The 20795-nt window shown below is 40.3% G+C and carries 17 protein-coding genes and 3 tRNA genes; 7 read left to right on the top strand and 13 right to left on the bottom strand.

Annotation, left to right across the window (positions count from 1 at the left end):
* Positions 1 to 33 precede the first annotated feature (33 nt).
* The 3 genes from NW213_RS13800 to NW213_RS13790 form a co-directional block, all read right to left on the bottom strand.
* Positions 34 to 1866 carry an ABC transporter ATP-binding protein gene (locus NW213_RS13800; RefSeq protein WP_258323128.1) on the bottom strand — a complete coding sequence of 611 codons (1833 nt, stop codon included), beginning with the start codon at positions 1864 to 1866 and terminating at the stop codon, positions 34 to 36.
* Positions 1867 to 1893: 27 nt separating this feature from the next.
* Complete coding sequence (locus NW213_RS13795; protein ID WP_258323127.1) at positions 1894 to 2427, bottom strand: gamma carbonic anhydrase family protein; 534 nt, start codon at positions 2425 to 2427, stop codon at positions 1894 to 1896.
* A 369-nt stretch (positions 2428 to 2796) separates the two neighbouring features.
* A complete protein-coding gene (locus tag NW213_RS13790) occupies positions 2797 to 3135 on the bottom strand; it encodes a translation initiation factor (protein WP_258323126.1) in 339 nt (112 codons plus the stop codon).
* A 111-nt stretch (positions 3136 to 3246) separates the two neighbouring features.
* Between NW213_RS13790 and NW213_RS13785 the strand changes: the two genes are divergently transcribed.
* From NW213_RS13785 to ispF, 3 genes are read left to right on the top strand one after another with little or no spacing between them, the layout of a single operon-like run.
* A complete protein-coding gene (locus NW213_RS13785) occupies positions 3247 to 3897 on the top strand; it encodes a redox-sensing transcriptional repressor Rex (RefSeq protein WP_258323125.1) in 651 nt (216 codons plus the stop codon).
* A gap of 7 nt (positions 3898 to 3904) precedes the next feature.
* On the top strand, positions 3905 to 4522 hold the full coding sequence (locus tag NW213_RS13780) for a fumarylacetoacetate hydrolase family protein (RefSeq protein ID WP_154043097.1): 618 nt from the start codon (positions 3905 to 3907) through the stop codon (positions 4520 to 4522).
* Positions 4519 to 4998, top strand: coding sequence for a 2-C-methyl-D-erythritol 2,4-cyclodiphosphate synthase (ispF, locus tag NW213_RS13775; RefSeq protein ID WP_204392633.1), 480 nt, complete (start codon positions 4519 to 4521; stop codon positions 4996 to 4998). The genes NW213_RS13780 and ispF overlap by 4 nt, the downstream gene beginning before the upstream one ends.
* A gap of 86 nt (positions 4999 to 5084) precedes the next feature.
* Here ispF and NW213_RS13770 read toward each other — a convergent pair whose 3' ends face one another.
* The gene (locus NW213_RS13770) at positions 5085 to 5969 is read right to left on the bottom strand and encodes a 1,4-dihydroxy-2-naphthoate polyprenyltransferase (protein ID WP_375338154.1); all 885 of its coding nucleotides are present in this window, start codon (positions 5967 to 5969) and stop codon (positions 5085 to 5087) included.
* Positions 5970 to 6051: 82 nt separating this feature from the next.
* Here NW213_RS13770 and NW213_RS13765 point away from each other — a divergent pair, with 82 nt between their 5' ends.
* Entirely contained in the window at positions 6052 to 6888 is an 837-nt protein-coding gene (locus NW213_RS13765; RefSeq protein WP_258323124.1) for a metallophosphoesterase, read from the top strand.
* A 107-nt stretch (positions 6889 to 6995) separates the two neighbouring features.
* Positions 6996 to 8258 (top strand): hypothetical protein, encoded by a 1263-nt coding sequence (locus NW213_RS13760; RefSeq protein WP_258323123.1) that lies wholly within the window; start codon positions 6996 to 6998, stop codon positions 8256 to 8258.
* Positions 8259 to 8298: 40 nt separating this feature from the next.
* On the opposite strand, the gene NW213_RS13755 is transcribed toward NW213_RS13760, so the two are convergent.
* From NW213_RS13755 to NW213_RS13745, 3 genes are all read right to left on the bottom strand, one after another.
* Positions 8299 to 8372: transfer RNA gene (locus NW213_RS13755), tRNA-Asn, on the bottom strand.
* A gap of 27 nt (positions 8373 to 8399) precedes the next feature.
* Positions 8400 to 8473, bottom strand: a tRNA-Asn gene (locus NW213_RS13750).
* 21 nt (positions 8474 to 8494) lie between these two features.
* Positions 8495 to 8568, bottom strand: a tRNA-Asn gene (locus tag NW213_RS13745).
* 255 nt (positions 8569 to 8823) lie between these two features.
* On the opposite strand from NW213_RS13745, the gene NW213_RS13740 reads away from it, so the two are divergent.
* On the top strand, positions 8824 to 10506 hold the full coding sequence (locus NW213_RS13740) for a S41 family peptidase (protein ID WP_204392638.1): 1683 nt from the start codon (positions 8824 to 8826) through the stop codon (positions 10504 to 10506).
* A gap of 80 nt (positions 10507 to 10586) precedes the next feature.
* Here NW213_RS13740 and NW213_RS13735 read toward each other — a convergent pair whose 3' ends face one another.
* The 6 genes from NW213_RS13735 to rpoN all read right to left on the bottom strand — a co-directional run bounded on the left by NW213_RS13735 (position 10587) and on the right by rpoN (position 17154).
* Positions 10587 to 11954 (bottom strand): glycoside hydrolase family 43 protein, encoded by a 1368-nt coding sequence (locus NW213_RS13735; protein ID WP_258323122.1) that lies wholly within the window; start codon positions 11952 to 11954, stop codon positions 10587 to 10589.
* A gap of 213 nt (positions 11955 to 12167) precedes the next feature.
* The gene (locus tag NW213_RS13730) at positions 12168 to 14012 is read right to left on the bottom strand and encodes a 4-hydroxy-3-methylbut-2-en-1-yl diphosphate synthase (RefSeq protein ID WP_258323121.1); all 1845 of its coding nucleotides are present in this window, start codon (positions 14010 to 14012) and stop codon (positions 12168 to 12170) included.
* Entirely contained in the window at positions 14013 to 14522 is a 510-nt protein-coding gene (gene purE, locus NW213_RS13725; protein ID WP_154043105.1) for a 5-(carboxyamino)imidazole ribonucleotide mutase, read from the bottom strand.
* Between the two features lie 58 nt (positions 14523 to 14580).
* On the bottom strand, positions 14581 to 14961 hold the full coding sequence (gcvH, locus tag NW213_RS13720; RefSeq protein WP_154043106.1) for a glycine cleavage system protein GcvH: 381 nt from the start codon (positions 14959 to 14961) through the stop codon (positions 14581 to 14583).
* 32 nt (positions 14962 to 14993) lie between these two features.
* Positions 14994 to 15674, bottom strand: coding sequence for a phosphatase PAP2 family protein (locus tag NW213_RS13715; RefSeq protein WP_258323120.1), 681 nt, complete (start codon positions 15672 to 15674; stop codon positions 14994 to 14996).
* Position 15675: 1 nt separating this feature from the next.
* Positions 15676 to 17154 (bottom strand): RNA polymerase factor sigma-54, encoded by a 1479-nt coding sequence (gene rpoN, locus NW213_RS13710; RefSeq protein WP_258323119.1) that lies wholly within the window; start codon positions 17152 to 17154, stop codon positions 15676 to 15678.
* Positions 17155 to 17593: 439 nt separating this feature from the next.
* On the opposite strand from rpoN, the gene NW213_RS13705 reads away from it, so the two are divergent.
* Positions 17594 to 20782, top strand: coding sequence for a SusC/RagA family TonB-linked outer membrane protein (locus NW213_RS13705; protein ID WP_375338153.1), 3189 nt, complete (start codon positions 17594 to 17596; stop codon positions 20780 to 20782).
* Positions 20783 to 20795 lie beyond the last annotated feature (13 nt).

The raw sequence follows: 20795 nt of genomic DNA, 5'->3' as shown, positions 1-20795 counted from the left end.
TTATTATCGTTTTTATGTATAAAAGCTTTCGCTTTATAAAGCCTGCATGTCGTTAAGCCTTTTGTAATATCCGTTTTTCTTCAATAATTCTTCGTGTTTTCCGCTTTCCACTATTCTTCCTTCGTATAACACATATATTGTATTTGCATTCTTGATGGTTGACAATCTATGTGCTATGGCTATAGTTGTACGCGTCTTCATTAATCTTTCCAGAGCTTCCTGTACGAGTCTTTCGCTTTCTGTATCCAGGGCAGATGTTGCTTCGTCCAATATTAGTATCGGCGGATTTTTAAGTATAGCTCTTGCTATTGAGATTCTTTGTCTTTGTCCACCAGACAAACGGCATCCTCTATCTCCAATATTTGTGTCGTACCCTTCTTCTGTTTCCATAATGAAATCATGTGCATTCGCTATCTTGGCAGCTTCTATAACCTGTTCCATGGTAGCATTTTCTACGCCGAATGTTATATTGTTGTAGAATGAATCGTTAAACAGAATGGCTTCCTGATTTACATTTCCTATCAGCGAACGTAGATCTTTTACTACCAGATCTTTTACGTCAACACCGTCAATCAGTACTTTCCCCTTTTGTACATCATGGAAGCGTGGAATTAAATCTACCAGAGTTGATTTACCAGATCCGCTTTGTCCTACTAATGCAATTGTCTCACCCTTCTTTATTTTCAGGTTTATTTCATGCAATACCTCATTATCTCCATAACTGAACGATACATTGTCGAAAGTTATGTCGTTTTTCAACTCCGTGATATGAGAGGCATCCTTTTTTTCTATGATATTGTTTTCTGCTTTAAGGATTTTATCAACTCTCTCCATAGAAGCCAATCCTTTAGGTATGCTGTATCCTGCTTTTGAAAAATCTTTCAGCGGATTTATCACACTATACAGAATTACCATATAGAATATAAAAGTAGGAGCGTCTATTGTAGATTTTTCCCCCAGTATAAGCGAACCTCCAAACCATAGTACTATGACTATAAGTATTGTACCCAGAAATTCACTCATAGGATGTGCAAGCGATTGTCTTATAGCGACTTTGTTTGTTGCCTGTCTGAATTCGTTGCTGCATTTGTTGAAGCGATTTATCATTTTTTCTTCAGCTACGAAAGCCTTGATAATTCTCAGTCCGCCAAGTGTTTCTTCCAGTTGCGACATTGTTTCACTCCACTTCTCTTGAGCTTCAAGTGATTGTCTTTTAAGTTTTCGACCTACCTGTCCCATTACCCATCCCATTGTAGGAAGAACAAGAAGGGTGAATACGGTAAGTTGCCAGCTTGTGATGAACAGTGTTGTGAAATATGATATTATAAGAATTGGATTTTTAAGTAACATATCCAGCGAGCTGGTGATAGAGTTTTCTATTTCACTTACGTCGCCACTCATTCTGGCTATGATGTCACCTTTTCTTTCTGATGAGAAAAAGTTTAGTGGGAGATACATTATTTTTGAATATACCAATGTCCTTATGTCGCGTACTACTCCTGTTCTCAATGGAATCATTACTGCAGATGATCCGAAATAACATGCAGTTTTAAAAAGTGTCATTCCGGCAAGAAACAGTCCCAACCATAAGAGAGTTGTCGATGATCCGTATATCTCTATCAGTTTTGACACATAATAGTAGAAATTGTTTACGGCAGTATCCTTCAATGGTGCGCTTCCCCATTCCATGAAAGTATATACCTTGTTTCCTCCGTCTGTCTTGAACAATATGTTAAGTATTGGTATTAGCAGTGAAAATGAAAAGACATTGAATACTGCAGAAAGCACATTCAATATTATAGCCCATACAACAAATCTTTTATATGGAGAGACAAATCTTGTCAATAGGTTGAAAAATTCTTTCATCTGTAATAATTATCTGTTTTGTATTTATTATTTGCTCTTCTCTTCTTCGTCTTTAAACCATGAAGCATACATCAGATATCCGTTCGCTATCTTCTGGTTTAATTCTTTACTTTGTTCAGGGTCAACCTTTTTTATGAATTTTGCTGGTACTCCGCCCCAAAGAGTATGTGGTTCTATCACTGTATTTGCCAGTACAAGTGCACCCGCAGCAACTATTGCTCCTTCACCAACCACAGCGTTGTCCAGAAGTGTAGAACCCATTCCAATCAGAGCATTGTCCTTAACGCATGCTCCGTGCAAGGTAACATTGTGGCCAATTGATACGTCATCACCTATTTCAACAACGGATTTTTCGTAAAGAGTATGCAGTACGGTTCCGTCCTGTATATTTACCCTGTTTCCGATACGTATAGAGTTGACATCACCTCTTAGTACAGTATTGAACCATATGCTACAGTCATCCCCCATTTTAACATCGCCTATGATAGTGGCATTATCTGCCAGATAGCAATTTTTTCCTATTTGTGGTGTAAAGCCTCTTACCGGTTTAATTAGTGCCATATCTTTTTTATTCTTAATATAATATGGGCAAAAGTACAAATTTATTCTTTGAGTACAGCCTTCGTTTATTATTTATTTTATATATGTAGATATGCACAGTATGTATTTTATTGCCATTTTAGAGGGATGTTATTAAATATTTTAAAAAATATGGATATAGTTTTTGTATATAAAGAAAATATTAATATATTTGCATCGAAGTTAATGAAAAAGTATTTGTTTATTTGTTTTATATATTAAATAACCCGTATCCCTTTAATCTATTGTTTAAGAAAATAATTCTATTCTAAGAAAAAAATCACATTCACTTGTTTTTCATTCATTCTAAAAAACGCTGTCCGATTGTCGGCAGCGTTTTTTTTGTTGGTATCACTTGGTTTGTGTATATCCTTCTGTTTTTAGTAGTTCAATTATTCTTTGTTTGAAATCCCCCTGAATGATTATCTCTCCGTCTTTTGTTGATCCGCCAACTCCGCATTTTGTTTTCAATATCTTTCCAAGTTCTTTAAGATCATCATCCTTGCCTACAAATCCGGTTATCAGTGTTACGGTTTTTCCGCCGCGTCCTTTTTTCTCTATTGAAACTCTGAGTTTCTGCTTGTTCTTCTCAATTGTTTCATTCTCTTCATTCTCTTCTGTCTGATAATTGAAGTCAGGATTTGTGGAATATACAATGTTCAATCTTTCCTTCCAGTCGTTGCTTTTCATTTTCTGTAAATGTTTAAATTCAACCAAAGGTATAAACTTTTTCTTTATTATGTGTGCGTTTCCAAATAAATAGACTAATTTTGCAATTAACAGTTTAGTTTTATTTATGTCATGACATCGCCAGTTCATAAAATATCGGATAAAATACCGGAACCGACACTCCGACGTTTGCCTTGGTATTTGTCTTGTGCAAAACTTATGAAAAGCCAAGGGGAGAAATATGTGTCGTCCACACAAATATCAAGACAGATAAATATTGACTCTTCGCAAGTTGCCAAGGACTTGTCGTATGTGGCTGTATCGGGGCGTACACGTGTCGGTTATGATATAGATTGTCTGGTCAGTGTATTGGAGGATTTTCTAGGATTTACAAATCTGCATAAAGCTTATCTGTTTGGCGTAGGTAGTCTTGGAGCAGCTTTGCTTCAGGATACAGGTCTTTCGCATTTCGGGCTTGAAATTGTTGGGGCATTCGATGTTGATCCCAAGAAAGTAGGCACTTTTATAGCCGGCATACCGGTTTATCACACTGACAAGTTTCCGGAAATAATCAAGCAGTCCAATGTAAATATCGGTATATTGACAGTACCTATCAGTATAGCTCAGGAAATAACAGACTATATGGTAGGCGAAGGTATAAAGGCTGTATGGAATTTTACTCCGTTCAGAATACGTGTGCCCGAAGACATAGTTGTGCAGAATACATCTCTATATGCACATCTGGCCGTTATGTTTAATCGTTTAAATGAAGAATTAAAATAATCATAATATGAAGATTATAGCCATAGGAATGAATTATTCCCTTCACTGCAAGGAGCTCCATGCCGACGAGTCCCTTCCGCAGGAGCCGGTGATTTTCATGAAGCCGGATTCCGCTATTCTAAAAGATAGCAAACCGTTTTTTATTCCAGACTTTTCACAACAGATAGACTACGAAACAGAGTTGGTGGTACGTATAAACAGGCTTGGAAAGAATATTTCCGAACGTTTCGCCCATAGATATTATGATGCTGTTACAGTGGGTATAGACTTTACTGCCCGCGACTTGCAGAGAAAGTTCCGTGCCGAAGGAAAGCCTTGGGAATTATGCAAGGGATTTGATAATTCCGCTGCCATAGGCGATTGGGTGGATATAGAAAAGTTCAAGGATATACAGGATATACATTTCCATCTTGACATAGACGGAAAGACAGTTCAGACAGGCCATACACGCGATATGCTTTTCGGTGTGGATAAGATTATTGCGTATGTCAGTCAGTTCTGCACATTGAAGATTGGTGATCTGCTGTTTACAGGAACTCCGGTAGGAGTAGGCCCCGTAAGTATTGACAATCATCTGGAAGGTTATCTTGAAAACGAAAAAGTACTTGATTTTTATATACGATGAAGATAAGAGTAGGATTTGGTTTTGATGTTCACCGTCTTGTTCCCGACAGGGAGCTATGGCTTGGTGGAATAAAGCTGGAACATGAGTTGGGCTTGTTGGGACATTCGGATGCCGATGTGCTTATACATGCCATCTGCGATGCTCTTCTTGGAGCGGCAAATATGCGTGATATAGGATTTCATTTTCCGGATAATTCCGGAGAGTTCAAGAATATCGACAGCAAGATACTTCTTGCCCGTACTGTAAAGCTGATAGAAGAAAAAGGATATACAGTCGGTAATATTGATGCTACTGTATGCGCCGAACGTCCTAAACTGAAAGCCAGGATACCGGAAATGCAGGAAGTATTGGCTAAGGTTATGGGTATAGATGTTGACGATGTTTCTATAAAGGCCACAACTACAGAAAAGTTGGGATTTACAGGGCGTGAAGAAGGTATATCCGCATATGCCACAGTGCTGATAGAGAAACATTAGTATCTCATTCATATTAAAATAAATTGAGAGCCCGTTTAGTGAATTTTCACCGAACGGGCTCTCAATTTATACTTACTGATGTGGTATTATAAGATTAATCCCAGTGTAAGCATTATACCGAAAATAAGCATATTTCTTGATGTCTCACCTAAAATCGTGTTAAGGGCTTTTCCTTTTCCTATCTTTGCCATTCTTATCGTTGTCATGATATGCATTACCAGATAAAATTGTGGTAACAGTACTGCATATATTTTCTCTATGCTCAGGAAATAGAAACATAGCCAGCAAGCTGCCAGTCCGAGCAGAAAATAAAGAATAAGCCCCGCTCTGGCGCCAAGTCTCACTACGATTGTTTTCTTACCGCTCACGGCGTCCTGCTCCCTGTCGCGGAAATTGTTTATCATCAATAATGTGTCAATGATTAGTCCGCACGCGATTGACGCAATGGTTACAGATGTGTTCCAGTCATGAGCCATAACGTAATAAGTGCATCCGACAGGAACGAAGCCGAAGAAAATCAGTACAAGTACATCTCCCCATCCGTGATATGCCAGAGGGTAAGGTCCTGCGGTATATAGAAAGGCAAATACCATACATGCTATTCCTACCGGTATCAATTCCCATCCTCCGAAATTCAGTAGCGACAGACCTGTTATTCCTGCCAGTACTGTAGTCACACCTATGCCGGCTTTCATTGCCTTTGGCGATATCCAGCCTTGTGCGCAGGCACGTTCCGGACCTAAGCGGTCTTCTCTGTCAGTTCCTTTTAGAAAGTCAAAGAGGTCGTTTATAAAATTTGCGTCTATCTGCATCAGGAATGCGAATAGGAAACATAATATAGCAGGTACAATGTTGAAATGTCCGTATGTGTAAGCCAAAGCGCAGCCCAACATAACCGGAATGGCAGCCCCTGTCAATGTTTTGGGGCGTGCTGCCAGAAACCATGCTTTTACGGAATTAGTCTTTACCATAACAATTTTTTTCTGAAACCGCTCGCAAAGTTAGTACATAAAATGCTACTTTCGCGTATATAACCAATCGAAATGTTCATTTATGCGTAAATTACTGATACATATCGTTCTGTCGCTCATCGTATCGGCTGCTCTTACTTCATGCGCCACTGCTTCATTCTCCAAATACAAAGGTATAGGCCGTATAAAGACGTATCATATTTCCAGTAAGGATGTTCCTCCGTGTTTTGATGGATTCAGGGTAGCTTTTGCTACAGACTTTCATTATGAGAGTCGCTTCGGCAGGAAACGTCTCCCTTCATTGGTCAAGGCGCTCACTTCATTGGATGCGGATGTGTTGCTGCTCGGCGGAGATTATAGAGGCCGGAACGGTGGAGATGTTGGCGAGTTGTTTGATGCTATATCCAGTGTTAAGATGCCTTATGGCATATATGCAGTGATGGGTAATCATGAGCGAGGGGAGAATGATTCACTGGTGCGCAAGGCTATGGATAAGACAGGAGTCGTACTTTTGGAACATAAGGTTGATACTATAACAAGAGAGTGTGGCAGAATAATGATTTGTGGAATCAGGAACCCGTTTGATCTTGAGCATAATGGAGTTTCGCCTACATTGTCGTTGCGTCCAGATGATTTTGTCATAATGTTGACTCATACGCCTGACTATGTGGAAGATGTAGATATCTCAAATACAGATCTTGCTTTGGCTGGGCATACACATGGCGGACAGGTTAGTCTGTTCAATAAATGGAGTCCGGCTAAATTCTCAAAATATGGCAATCGTTTTCTTACCGGAAAAAAGACGAATACATCAGGCATTCCCGTAATAATAAGTAATGGATTGGGAACTTCGCGTAAGGATGTAAGGCTTTTCACTCCTAGTGAGATTGTCCTTGTAATTCTTGAGTCGTGCGATTAATTATGAGGGTATAAATATTTATGGGCAAAATAGATAACAGAATGATTTACTTTTTAATTTTGTACCATAAAATATGTTCAACTGCAAATATTAATTCTTTGTTTACGATGAAAACATCAATAACCGGCTGCATTACAGTGTTTGTGGCTTTTGTTTTTCTGTCAATTGGGAATATCTTCTCTCAGGGAATGAATGAGCTTGTCTATGCTGAAGATACTACATTCTCTGCAAGCGAATTGCATGAGTTAAGGTTGCGTTTCAGAAACTTGAATTTCTTTCGTAATAATGAGTATAAAGGAGAACTCGTGAAGGGATATACATTGCCTGGACTATGGATTTTACCTTCTGTTTCATATCAGCCGCTGAGAAATCTGAAGATAGAGGCGGGTGCATACATGTTGAGATACTGGGGAGAAAGTAAATATCCTAATACACATTATGCCAATCTTCCCGGTTATGATACCGGCGATACTCAGAGTGCCTTTCATGCAGTTCCGTTCTTCCGTGTTCATTATAAGCCTCTTCCTGGCATTTCTTTGGTCCTTGGAAATATTTACGGTAGTAACAATCATGGTCTTATTGAACCATTGTATAATAAGGAAATGGTTATGACGTCCGATCCGGAGGCTGGTGTGCAGTTTTTATGGAATACCAGATGTTCTAATATGGATATGTGGGTGAACTGGGAGAGCTTTATATTTCAGGGCGATAATCGTCAGGAAGAATTCACTTTTGGTGTATCGTCGAGGGTAAAAGCCAACTCTTCTTTAGATAGGGTACATTGGTATTTACCCGTCCAGTTGATTTTTAAGCATCAGGGTGGAGAGATTAATACGTCTGCAACATCTCGTGGTGTAAAAACATGGTTTAATGCAGCGGCAGGTGTTGGGGTTGACATCAAGACACCATTCCCTTGTTTTAACAGACTTAACATAGAAGCCGATGCTGCATACTACTCGCAGCAGAAAGGGGACATATTCCCATCTGATAATGGATATGGCTTTTATGGTAAGGCAGTTGCCGATTTTAAGAATTTCCGTTTGCATGCCGCTTATTGGCAATGTCATGATTTTGTCTCTCTTATGGGCGATCCTTTGTTTGGCGCGGTATCAATGTGTAATCCTGGTCAGGTGTATAAAGATCCTAAAATGGCATATTTGAGTCTGGAGTATTCACACAGGATAGGAAAGGGGTTTGCTTTAGGAGTACATGCCGATGTGTATAACACCTTTGCGGCTGATACTAAGACTACGCTTTCAGGTGATGATGGAAATTTGGAAGTGAAGTTCTCTCATGTTCCGAACTCTATCAGTTTCTTGGCTGGTATTTATCTCAGAACAGATTTCAGTTTCTTGATCAAGCGTTTCTGATATATAACAAAAAAGGTTCACTGTTAAGCGAACCTTTTTGCTCTTCAGGTTGGACTTGAACCAACGACCCTCTGATTAACAGTCAGATGCTCTAACCGACTGAGCTACTGAAGAATGATAAGATATGTGTTGATTTTTTTGCTCTTCAGGTTGGACTTGAACCAACGACCCTCTGATTAACAGTCAGATGCTCTAACCGACTGAGCTACTGAAGAATTTTGCAATCTCGATTTTCGCTCTTCAGGTTGGACTTGAACCAACGACCCTCTGATTAACAGTCAGATGCTCTAACCGACTGAGCTACTGAAGAAGGTTGTTTTCTCGATTGCGGTGCAAAGATACTAGCTTGTTTTGAATTATGCAATACCTTTGGCAAAAAAAAGATGAAAATATTTTGTTTTACCCTAAAATTCTTGTGTGATATTGCATCTGAGAGAAGCGTATCTCCCTTTCCTTGACGAAATTAAGTTAAATATTGGACATTTTCTGTTGCTCTAAGCAGAATAATGCTTTTCTTTGCAATAATATTTTGAAATACATTATAAAATAAACAATATATAAAGATATGAATACTAAGAAGACTATTATAGCCGCGTTTGCCATATTGGTAGGTCTGGGATTGCTAAGTTTCAAGGGGGATGACAGAAACTTCAAGATAGCAAAGAATCTTGATTTGTTCAATTCTATATTCAAGGAATTGGATATGTTTTATGTTGATACTGTTGATGTGGAAAAGATGATTCAGAACGGTGTTAACGGCATGCTGGCACTTACAGACCCTTATACAGAATATTATCCAGAGGAAGAAGTCAGCAGTCTGAAGGAGATGATTACCGGAAAGTACGGAGGTATTGGCGCAGCAATCAGATATTATGAGGCAAACGACCGTATTGTAGTAGTTGAGCCTACTGAGGGTATGCCTGCTGCCGAATCGGGAGTGAAGGCAGGTGATATAATACTGGAAGTAGGAGGAAAGCCGATGCTTCGCGGAGACATGAAACCACAGGAGTTCTCAAGTAAGGTAAGTGAAGCTCTGCGCGGTGAACCGGGAACTTCGTTTGTGCTTAAAGTCCTCCGTCCTATGCAGAACGACAGTACTGAAATGGAATTCAAGATTACCCGCAGGAATATACGTACAAATCCGGTACCATATCATGGAATGGTGCGCGACAGTATAGGATATATTGCTCTTCAGAGTTTCACAGACAATTGTTCTAAAGATTTCAAGAAAGCATTTATCGAACTCAAACAGCAAGGCGCGAAATCTCTTATAATAGATTTGAGAGATAATGGTGGCGGTTCGCTGGCTGAGGCAGTAGATATTGTCGGTCTGTTCGTACCGAAAGGTCAGGAAGTAGTTTATACCAAGGGTAAAATCAAACAGGCGGAAAATTCTTTCAAGACACGTTTTGAACCGGTTGACACCGAAATCCCTTTGGTCGTTCTGGTGAACGGCTCTTCTGCCTCTGCATCCGAAATTCTCAGCGGTTCGCTTCAGGATCTTGACCGTGCGGTGATTGTAGGTAGCCGTACATACGGTAAGGGACTTGTTCAGACCACACGTCCGCTTCCTTATAATGGTACTCTGAAGGTTACTACATCCAAGTACTATATACCTAGTGGCAGATGTATCCAGGCTATCGACTATTCAAAGAAGAATGCAGACGGCTCGGTAGCACGTACACCTGACAGCCTTACAAATGTATTTCATACAGCTATAGGCCGAGAGGTACGCGATGGTGGAGGAATACGTCCTGATATAGAAGTAAAGGCCCAGAAGTTCCCTAATATTATATTCTATCTTATGAACGAGGATATTATATTCGATTATGCCACACAGTACTGCTGGACTCATCAGGCGCCGGCTTCTGTTGCAGACTTCAAGCTGACAGATGATGATTATGAAAAATTCAAAACACTGGTGAAATCGCGTGATTTTACATATGACCGCCAGAGTGAGAAGATGCTTAAATCCTTGAAGGAAATGGCAGAATTTGAGGGATATATGGATGGAGCCAAAGAGGAATTTGCAGCTCTTGAAAAGAAACTTAACCATAATCTGGACCGCGACCTTGAGACATTCAAGAAACAGATAAGCGAATATCTCTCTCAGGAGATCATAACAAGATATTTCTATCAGCGTGGTGCGGCGATGGAACGTCTGAAAGACGATGACGACCTTGAAAGTGCTGTAAAAGTACTTCAGAATAAGGCTGAATATGCTAAAATTCTGTCAGTATCAAAGTAAGGGTAAAAATCTGATATATTATTTTTATGATACTTCTCTGTCAGTTCGATAAAAACTGGCAGAGAAGTATTTTTTTCGGGTTATTTCTGATCCATTTTCCACCAGTCGAACTCAAAGAGTTCTTCATCGCCTCCGCGATATAATATTGTAACGTCATGTACTCCGGTAACTTTCTCTACCGGTGCAGAGATGTTGTGCCATTCTTTGTTTGTAGTTACGCTGATAATGGATACGGGCTTGTCGTCAACTCTAATTTCTATTGTTCCGCCTGCTTTGCCTCGTACACAGACAGTTATTGATTTGGCTCCATTTTCGAAATCAACACTGCGAATACGCTGCCATGAACCGTTATAGATACGTGTAAGCCAATGGTCTTTACCTTCCTGACGGTCTGTTTTCAGACCGTAGCTGTCTGCCATAGTCTCTGCTTCAACACGTTCATACGGGCTAAGGTTTTTAACAGGCTTTTTCACTCCTTCTTTTGTAAAAGGAATGTGTGGTATGGAACCGTCGGCGTTGAATTTGAATTCCTCCACACAAGAAGCGCGGCGGAAACCTCCTCCGTTTGGCAGACGTCCGTCATGATAAAACATAAAGTTACGTCCCTTGAATTCTATAGAACCGCCGTGTATGGTAAAACTGTTGTTTGCTTCCTCCATAACGCGTCCACCGTATTTCCATGGTCCGGCAATGCTTTTTGCCGTAGAATATGCCATGTGTTCCGGTACTCCTCCTGCTGCATATTCTATATAATAAGTGTCTCCACGTTTATAAACCCAAGGGCCTTCTTCGTATCCTGTTTTCATGATTTTTTTGTTCAGTTGCCAGTCGTGTTTCAATACTTTAGGGCCGAAGGCAGACTCGTCATCCGTGTTGACTTTTATTATTTCACTCTCTAATGACACCATGTCGCGTCCCAGTTTGGCATACCATAATCCGTTGTTTCCCCAGAACAGATATGCCTGTCCGTCATCGTCTATAAATACCGACGGGTCAATATATCCAAAGCCTCCCGGAACCAGTGGTTTGCCAATAGCATCCTTGTATGGGCCTTCAGGACGGTCTGCCACGGCAACGCCTATGCCATGCAAATGTTTGGTCGTGTCTTCAGCTGCTACATACCAATACCATTTTCCGTCCCGTTCTATAGCCTGCGAAGCCCATGCGTTGTCTCCCTGTTTTGCCCATTTGAATGTTGCCGTTGACAAAGGCACTCCGCGGAATGTCCAGTTTACCATATCTGTAGTAGAAAAAAGCAGCCAGTCTTTCATCTTGAAATATTGTGCGTCGTCTTCGTCATGGTCTGTAAACAGATAGACCGTATCGCCATGTACATACGGAGCCGGATCCGGCGTATAACAGGTTTGTATAATAGGATTTTGTCCGGATAACCGGAATAGTGATGACAGTATTCCCACTGCCAGAGTGATTGTTGTTTTTCGTTTCATAATTTTAGGTTTTACTATCTTGTTATTTGTTGTTGCCATTAAAGCGTTTACAAAGAAAAAGATATTTCTCCTATCATTTGAAATATGATGTTACAAATGTTTTTGCTTATGTTACAAATATGATGTAAGTGTATATTTTCTATGCGGTTAAAAACAAAAAAGGGAAGAAGACGCGTCTGTCTCCCTCCCTATTGTGTAATATGGTGATTTCTTTTATTTCTCGTGGAAATCTCCGTTGGCTTTTATCAGTTCTATCAGTTTTTCTACAGCCTGTTCTTCAGGAATATTCTTTTCTATACATTCCTTACGCTTGTACAGACTGATTTTGCCGCGTCCTGCCCCTACATAGCCATAGTCGGCATCCGCCATTTCTCCCGGCCCGTTTACTATACATCCCATAATTCCTATTTTCAGGCCTTTCAGATGTGAAGTCGCGGCCTTGATGCGGGCAATTGTCGATTCAAGGTCGTAAAGAGTTCTTCCGCATCCCGGACAAGATATATATTCGGTTTTGGAAGTACGTACTCTGCCGGCCTGAAGAATTCCAAATGCTGTTTCGTCAAGTTTCTTATCTGCTATGGCCGAGGAGTTGTTGTAAAGCAGGATACCGTCAGTCAGTCCGTCGAATATTAATGCTCCCATGTCGGCTGCTGATTTAATCTGCAAGTCCTCAACAGAATTTTCTTCATACATCTGGAAGAACACTACAGGGTTTTTCAGGCCTTGTCTTGTGAGCTGATGAACAAGACCACGGTATTCGCCCAGTCTGTTAGGATGATTGCTCTGTGCAATGATTACAACTTCCGGATGCAGACGCAGACATGCTGTTACCTCTTCGTTGAGGCCCATATAAGTGGTAAACAGGAATTTGATGTCCGATTGGATTTGGTGCAGACCTATAATCTGCTGGGTGTTGAATGCAGGATAAGTGCCTTCTTCGCCATTCCAAACGTTTGCGTCAACTATATAGCCGATGTCCTTTCTCCTGTTTTCAGGCAGAGTCTGTCCGCAATATACGTAATCAGGCTTGAACTGTTCGTTCATGTCCATGTTGCCGTTCAGGCGTACGGAAACAACTACAGGGAGGTTGTCGCCACCAATGTTGCCTACGGCGTTTGTCTTGCGTCTTGAAGGGTTGGTGTAGCAGAAATCGTCTGCTTCGGCTCCAGGGATATAAGGATGGTTTTCGCGTTTGATGATGTAGTCCACCAGTTTGCGTGCAACAGGAATTTCTGCTTCAGGAGCTTCGCTGAGCGATACGCGTATGGTGTCGCCAAGTCCGTCGGCAAGGAGTGCGCCTATTCCGAGAGCTGACTTGATACGTCCGTCCTCTCCGTCTCCTGCTTCAGTCACACCAAGATGCAGAGGGAATGCCATGCCTTCCTTTTCCATCTGTTCGGCAAGCAGTCTGACGGTCTTTACCATGACAACAGTGTTGGAAGCCTTGATGGAGATTACTACATTGCTGAAATTCTCTTCTATACAGATACGAAGGAACTCCATACATGATTCAACCATGCCTTCAGGGGTATCGCCATAGCGTGACATGATACGGTCCGACAGTGACCCGTGGTTCACCCCGATGCGGATTGCTGTGTGATTTTCCTTGCAGATGTTCAGGAATTTGACAAAACGCTCGCGGATTTTCTGTATCTCCTGTGCATATTCCTCGTCAGTGTATTCCAGGCTTTTGAAAGTACGGGCAGGATCGACATAGTTACCCGGATTGATACGTACCTTTTCGGCATAAAGTGCAGCTACATCCGCCACGTTCGGATTGAAGTGTACATCTGCCACGAGAGGGGTATTGTAACCTTGCGAGCGCAGTCCAATGTTTATATTCTTCATGTTTTCAGCCTCGCGCACACCTTGAGTGGTGAGGCGTACATATTCTCCACCGGCGTCGATGATACGTTTGGCCTGTTCTACACAAGCCTCTGTATCCATTGTTACGGTGTTGGTCATGCTCTGTATGCGTATAGGATTAGCGCCACCCATAGGAGTGGCGCCAACATATACTTCGTTTGCCTTTCGGCGTGAATAGTTGAAGTAATCCATTTAATTAGTCTTGTATGCGTATTTAACTTCTTTCAGTTCTTCGTTTGCCTTTACAATCTTGTTTTTCAGTCCTTCCTTGTAAGCGGCAAACTTCTTAGCCAATTCCTCGTCAGAGAGTGCTATCATCTGTACTGCCAGGATTGCAGCGTTCATTGCTCCGTTGATAGCTACTGTTGCTACAGGTATTCCAGGAGGCATCTGGATGATAGAATACAAAGCGTCAACACCATCGAGTACAGAGCCTTTAATAGGTACTCCGATTACAGGAAGTGTAGTGTTGGCAGCAATAACTCCCGGAAGTGCGGCAGCCATACCGGCAGCAGCTATTATTACTTTCAGTCCTCTGTCGGCAGCACCTTTTGCAAATGCTTCAACTTCGGCCGGAGTACGGTGAGCTGAAAGTGCGTTAATCTCGAAAGGAACCTGCATTTCGTCAAGCAGTTTGGCAGCCTTTTCCATAACCGGAAGGTCAGAAGTACTACCCATGATGATACTTACTATTGGTTTCATTCTTTTTTCTCTTATAGTTTATACTTGTTTGTTTTTGTTTATGTCTGTTGTTTTGATATTATTCGTTTATAAGTTTTTTATATGCTTCTGCATCCAGCAGTTCTTCAGCTTCAGAAACGTCTGTAGGCTTGATTCTGATAATCCATCCTTCGCCGTAAGGGTCTTTATTCACAAGTTCAGGATTTTCTTCAAGTGCCGGATTTACTTCAAGTATTTCTCCTCCAACAGGCAGGAACAAATCGGAAACGGTCTTTACTACTTCAATACTTCCGAATGTTTCTCCTTTTTCCAGTGTTTCTCCTTCTGTAGGAACATCTACGAATACAATATCACCTAATTGTGTTTGAGCATAGTCTGTTATACCTACATATGCTTCTTCTCCTTCTAAACGAATCCATTCATGTTCGTTTGTGTACTTTACGTTTGTTGGAAAATTCATGGTTTTAAAATTTGCAAGGTTAGTATATCTTTTCAAATAAACAAAATTCCTGTGACACCGCAAAATAATCCGACAACAAATCCTCCGAAAACTTCAATAAGAGTGTGTTGGCGCATTATTATTCTGGCTGTACACAACATACCAGCCAGCAATATGAATCCTGACAGCCACCATACCGGATTGAACTGGAAAAGAAAACTGTAGGACAGCAGTCCCCCGACCATTAATCCGCTACTAGCCGCGTGTGTACTGATTTTGAGCTTTAGGTTTACAATGGTACACAATACCATACATATCAGTACGGCAAGAACTATTCCGCTCATATACCTTGGAGTGTGTATCCTGTACATTGTCACCAGACCGCCTATGTAGCTTAGGATTGTCAGTCCGTACGGGACGAACCTGTTTTCACGGTGTCCCAGCTCTTTTATTCCCCAGCCGTTGATTTTCTGGAAAATGTATATACCCAGCATGGGGAAAAAAATGGTGAAGCAATACACAAGTCCGAGTATCGACAGTTTGTACGACATGGGCATTATGTTGAGATATGTAAATAGAAATATCATCAGAAATGCCACAAACGGAACCATGAACGGCGAGAATATCGCCGATACTATATAGGATGCTATATATAGCGGGTCCTTTTTTTCCTGTTCCGTGAAATGCACAGGCTCGTGATATGTCAGTTCGCTGGGAATATTATTTTCTTCCATTTTATCTTCTTAGTCTAGCTACAGGAATATTTAACTGTGTACGGTATTTGGCGACAGTACGGCGTGCTATAGGGTAGCCTTTGTCTTTAAGGACTTCTGCCAGTTCGTCGTCAGTCAGAGGGTTTTCCTTGTCTTCGTTGTCAATCACTTCTTTCAGAATTCTTTTTATTTCTCTTACGGACAGTTCCTCACCGTTGTCGGTGGTATATCCGTCGTTGAAAAAGTACTTGAGCGGGAAGATACCGAAGTTGGTTTGCACATACTTGCTGTTGCTTACCCTTGATACAGTCGAGATGTCCAGTTTGGCCCTTTCCGCCACATCCTTCAGTATCATAGGTTTCAGCAAGGTTTCATCTCCCTCGGTAAAGAACGGGCGCTGCAGGTCTATTATTGCCTGCATGGTGCTTAGCATGGTGTTCTGTCTTTGCTTTACGGCATTGATAAATCCTTGGGCTGCATCAACCTTCTGCTTCAGGAACATGAATGCGTCTTTTGCTTCTTTCGATTGGTTGGCTTTGTTCTTGGTCTGTTCTTCCAGCATGTCCGTAAATGTTCTGCTTAGTCGGAGTTCCGGAACATTTCTGTTGTTGAGGCTCAGGATGATATTTCCGTCATCTTCTGTCTCGACTATAAAGTCCGGGATTATGTGATGCAGGTTTTTGCCCATGGCTTCTCCCATGGAACTTCCCGGACGCGGATTTAACTTTACAAGTTCGGCCACGGCAGCATTGTATTCATCTTCCGTGATATTGAGTTTCTGTATAATCTTATCCTTGTTTTTCTTTGTGAACTCGTCGCAATACTGGTCTATTATGTCGTATTCTATTTTTTTCAGCGGCGAATCCTCTTTTCTCTTTATCTGAAGAAGAAGACATTCTTTGAGGCTTCTTGCACCTATTCCGGCAGGGTCAAAGTCCTGTATTATCGATATGATGTGTTCAAGTTCTTCTTCTGTTGTGTATATTCCCTGATATATGGCCAGTTCGTCCATTATAGCTTCTGTGGTTTTCCTCAGAAGTCCGTCATCATCCAGTGAACCTATGATATACTCTCCAAGCATTTTCTGCTCGTCGGTCAGTTCTTGCATGTCAAGCTGCTCTTTCAGTGTCTCGTAGAAAGAAACATTGTCCGATAAAGGTATTTCTTCTGGAGTTTCGCCTGCGGAACGGTTGTTCTCTTGCAGTTTATAGTCAGGAATGTCATCTTCTGTACGGTAGTCGCCCAGCGATACATCTTCGTTATAGTTCGTATCCGGGTCTGCATCAGGGTCAGTAGGATATTCGTTAGCCTGATCCTCAGCTATTTCGGCAGGGTCTTTCCCTTCTTCCAGTGCAGGATTATCCAAAATCTCTGCATGTACTCGCTCTTCCAATTCCACTGTTGGCAATTCCAGAAGTTTTACCAGCAACACTTGCTGTGGTGAAAGTGTCTGGACTTGCTGTTGTGCCTGCGACTGTATTTGACGTGAGTTTTGTGCCATTTTATAAATTTATTTATTGGCAAAAGTAGTAAAATAATTGTGATAATCAATCCTGAAAAGGTTAGTTTGTTTTAAAGAAAGTATCTTTTATATCAGATTACATAAAAAATATGGTTTTACCTGTTGTTGATTTTTAAGTTGGATTTTATATCCTAGTAAGCCTGTATAAATACATAGATATAACTGCAATTATTTAAATGTAACATGCAGCAAAACATATGTAACATTTACGGTTGTTATGTAACGTCGGTTACATATTTTGGAATGAAAATATTGTGAATACAAAAAAAAATAATGTAAATTTGCAATGTGTTAAATGAAATTTAAATGTGTAATCTTAAATGAAAATGCGTATGAATATTATTGAAGAAAGTGGATAGCAAAAACTGATGAATCTAAGAATCGACTATTTAATTTTTTATTTTTAATTATTAAAGTAATGAAAAACATAAGACAAAAGTTTATTGAGAAATTTTCTTTTGATAAGAAAAAACACTTTCTCACACAGATGAAGGTGTTCTTTTTCCTGTTATTGCTTGGCAATGTTTCGATGATGGCTCAGACTTTCGTTGTACAGGGAAAAGTCCTTGATGCGAATGACGAACCTTTAATCGGTGCGGCTATTGTGTTGAAAAGTCAGAGTACTGTTGGTACTGTGGCAGACTTTGATGGAAATTTTACTTTGGAAGTACCAAGTAAGGATGCAGTATTGACCGTTTCTTATTTGGGTATGACTCCACAAGACGTTAAGGTTGATGGACGCAGTATGATAGTAGTTGTATTACGAGAGGATTCCGAAATGCTTGAGGAAGTTGTAGTTGTTGGTTATGGACAGCAGAAAAAGGCTTCTGTGGTTGGTGCTATCACGCAGACAACAGGCAAAGTGCTGGAAAGAGCTGCCGGTGTTTCGGATATTGGTGCCGCATTGACTGGTAATCTTCCAGGTGTTGTTACTACTGCTGGAACAGGTATGCCTGGTGAAGAAGATCCTAAGATTACAATTCGTGGTGCTAGTTCATGGAATAATAATGAAGAGCCTCTTGTTTTGGTAGATGGAATTGAGCGTCCAATGAGTTCAGTGGATATTACTTCTGTTCAGTCTATTTCTGTTTTGAAAGATGCTTCTGCAACAGCAGTATATGGTGTAAAGGGTGCAAATGGAGTTATCCTGATTACTACCAAGAGAGGTACAGAAGGAAGTGCTAAGATTGATGTCGGTTTTAATGCGACTTTGAAATCTCCTTCGAAATTACCTAATAAATATGATTCGTATGATGCTCTAATGTTCCGTAATATTGCCATCGAACATGAATTAGCGTTGGCTCCTCAATCATGGGCTGATATACGTTCTCAAGCTTTTATTAATAATTATCGCAATCAAACTACTGTTGAGCAAAGGGAACGCTATCCTAATGTAGATTGGCAGAAGGCTTTGTTTAAGGATAATACCATGTCATACAACGCAAATATTAACATTAGTGGTGGTACAAAGTTTGTAAAATATTTCGCTGCTGCGGATTATGTGCATGAAGGCGACCTTTTCCGAGTTTATGATAATGGACGTGGCTATAATTCTGGTTATGGATATGACCGTGTAAATGTACGTAGTAATATTGATTTTAATATTACAAAAAGTACTGTGTTGAAAGTAAATTTGGCTGGTTCAAATGGTATTAGAAAATCACCATGGAGTAATTCGGGAAATTCTGAATGGCAGATAGGTCAGCAATGGTCTGGTGTATATAATATTCCGTCTGATGTGTTTTTGCCTCAATATTCTGATGGTAGTTGGGGTTTTTATCCTAAAGTTTCAAATACAACAAATTCAGTACAGAATATTGCAATTAGTGGAACAATGCAGACAACGACAACACGCATTAATACAGACTTTACTTTGGAACAGGATTTATCTTTTATAACAAAAGGTCTTGTCGCAAGAGCTACAATATCATGGGATAATGAGTTTGTTGAGAATAATCGTGGAATTAATGATTTATATAATGATGCGCAAACTAAGTGGATTGATCCGGAAACCGGTCAGGTTGTATGGGGAGAATCATATGATACCAATCAAGGATTTGATTGGTCGCAGGGTATAAATTGGATTACACAGTCTGGATCTGTAGATAACAGTAGAACAATAAGAAATTTGTATTATCAGGCACAGTTAAGTTGGGCGCGTTCTTTTGGTAAACATAATATGACTGCTATGGGATTATTTAGCCGTCAGGAGAATGCAAGAGGTAGTGTGATGCCTACTTATCGTGAAGACTGGGCTTTTCGTGTTACTTATGATTTTGCTAATAGATATTTTGTAGAATATAATGGTGCGTATAACGGTTCAGAAAAGTTTAGCCCTGAGAATCGTTTTGCTTTCTTTAATTCTGGTGCTATAGGATGGATGGTCAGTGAAGAACCTTTTATGCGTTATCTTCGTGAGAAAAAAATTCTTGATATGATGAAGATTCGTGCATCGTATGGTGAGATTGGTTCCGACCAACTTGGAGATCCATTTGATGAATCACGTCGTTGGTTGTACATGGATTCATGGAAATATGCGGGTCACACTCGTTTGGATTTGAACCATGCTGAAAGTATTTATACTTGGTGGTATGAATCTGCTATTGGCAATGAAGACATACAGTGGGAAGTCGTGGAAAAAATGAATTTAGGTATAGATTACTCTTTCTTTGAAGGATTAATGGCAGGTAGTGTTGAATTTTTCCGTGATACTCGTTCGAATATATTTGTATTTGGTAGTGATCGTTCAATACCTTCTTATTTTGGCGGAACACCTCCTTCAATAAATAAAGGAAAAATCCGTACAACAGGTTATGAATTAGAATTACGTTTAAATAAAGTTTTAGCGAATGGATTGCGTCTTTGGGGTAATTTTAATATGACTCATGCTCGTAATGTTGTACTTGTGAAGGATGATCAAGCTTTGCGACCTGCATATCAGAAGGCTGCAGGACACGGTGTTGGTCAATATTATTCTTATATTGACAATGGTTTTATCCAAAATTATGATCAGATGTTTGGTAGTCCAGCTCATGATTCAAGTGACTCTCAAAAATTGGTTGGAGACTATTATATTGTTGATTATAATGGTGATGGTGTTATAGACAGTAAAGACTCTGTTCCTTATGGATATACGAGTTCGCCTGAAAATACATACAATGCTACGATTGGATTTGAATGGAAAGGCTTTAGTGCCTTTGCACAGTTCTATGGCGTTAATAATGTTACACGTGATGTTGCTTTAAAAAGTTTGGAAAATAACTTAAATACTGTTTACGATGCAGGAACATGGTGGTCAAAAGATGAACCAAATGCAGATATTGTTGTTCCTCGCTGGAATTCGAAGCCTACTTATTATGACGGTACGCAATATATGTATGATGGTTCATATATCCGTTTGAAAAATGTTGAAATAGCTTATACATGGACAAAGGGATGGGTACAAAAGTTGGGTATCAGTAACCTTAAGATTTATCTTAACGGAAATAACTTGTGGTTGTGGACTCGTATGCCTGACGACCGTGAGGCAAATCTCTCAGGAGCTGGATATTTGGGAGCTTATCCTACAGTGAAACGTTATAATTTAGGTATTAAGTTTACATTATAAAAATACGTAGTTC

The organism is Bacteroides sp. ET336 (assembly GCF_024733815.1).
Taxonomy (GTDB): domain Bacteria; phylum Bacteroidota; class Bacteroidia; order Bacteroidales; family Bacteroidaceae; genus Phocaeicola; species Phocaeicola cellulolyticus.
Note: the sequence above shows the minus strand (reverse complement) of the source record. Positions and strands in the feature narration are given on the sequence as shown.

What these genes read in the sequence shown, in the direction of transcription:
- NW213_RS13800 (WP_258323128.1), bottom strand. Translation starts at nt 1,866, where the DNA reads ATGAAAGAATTTTTCAACCTATTGACAAGATTTGTCTCTCCATATAAA.
- NW213_RS13795 (WP_258323127.1), bottom strand. Translation starts at nt 2,427, where the DNA reads ATGGCACTAATTAAACCGGTAAGAGGCTTTACACCACAAATAGGAAAA.
- NW213_RS13790 (WP_258323126.1), bottom strand. Translation starts at nt 3,135, where the DNA reads ATGAAAAGCAACGACTGGAAGGAAAGATTGAACATTGTATATTCCACA.
- NW213_RS13785 (WP_258323125.1), top strand. Translation starts at nt 3,247, where the DNA reads ATGACATCGCCAGTTCATAAAATATCGGATAAAATACCGGAACCGACA.
- NW213_RS13780 (WP_154043097.1), top strand. Translation starts at nt 3,905, where the DNA reads ATGAAGATTATAGCCATAGGAATGAATTATTCCCTTCACTGCAAGGAG.
- ispF (WP_204392633.1), top strand. Translation starts at nt 4,519, where the DNA reads ATGAAGATAAGAGTAGGATTTGGTTTTGATGTTCACCGTCTTGTTCCC.
- NW213_RS13770 (WP_375338154.1), bottom strand. Translation starts at nt 5,969, where the DNA reads ATGGTAAAGACTAATTCCGTAAAAGCATGGTTTCTGGCAGCACGCCCC.
- NW213_RS13765 (WP_258323124.1), top strand. Translation starts at nt 6,052, where the DNA reads ATGCGTAAATTACTGATACATATCGTTCTGTCGCTCATCGTATCGGCT.
- NW213_RS13760 (WP_258323123.1), top strand. Translation starts at nt 6,996, where the DNA reads ATGAAAACATCAATAACCGGCTGCATTACAGTGTTTGTGGCTTTTGTT.
- NW213_RS13740 (WP_204392638.1), top strand. Translation starts at nt 8,824, where the DNA reads ATGAATACTAAGAAGACTATTATAGCCGCGTTTGCCATATTGGTAGGT.
- NW213_RS13735 (WP_258323122.1), bottom strand. Translation starts at nt 11,954, where the DNA reads ATGAAACGAAAAACAACAATCACTCTGGCAGTGGGAATACTGTCATCA.
- NW213_RS13730 (WP_258323121.1), bottom strand. Translation starts at nt 14,012, where the DNA reads ATGGATTACTTCAACTATTCACGCCGAAAGGCAAACGAAGTATATGTT.
- purE (WP_154043105.1), bottom strand. Translation starts at nt 14,522, where the DNA reads ATGAAACCAATAGTAAGTATCATCATGGGTAGTACTTCTGACCTTCCG.
- gcvH (WP_154043106.1), bottom strand. Translation starts at nt 14,961, where the DNA reads ATGAATTTTCCAACAAACGTAAAGTACACAAACGAACATGAATGGATT.
- NW213_RS13715 (WP_258323120.1), bottom strand. Translation starts at nt 15,674, where the DNA reads ATGGAAGAAAATAATATTCCCAGCGAACTGACATATCACGAGCCTGTG.
- rpoN (WP_258323119.1), bottom strand. Translation starts at nt 17,154, where the DNA reads ATGGCACAAAACTCACGTCAAATACAGTCGCAGGCACAACAGCAAGTC.
- NW213_RS13705 (WP_375338153.1), top strand. Translation starts at nt 17,594, where the DNA reads ATGAAAAACATAAGACAAAAGTTTATTGAGAAATTTTCTTTTGATAAG.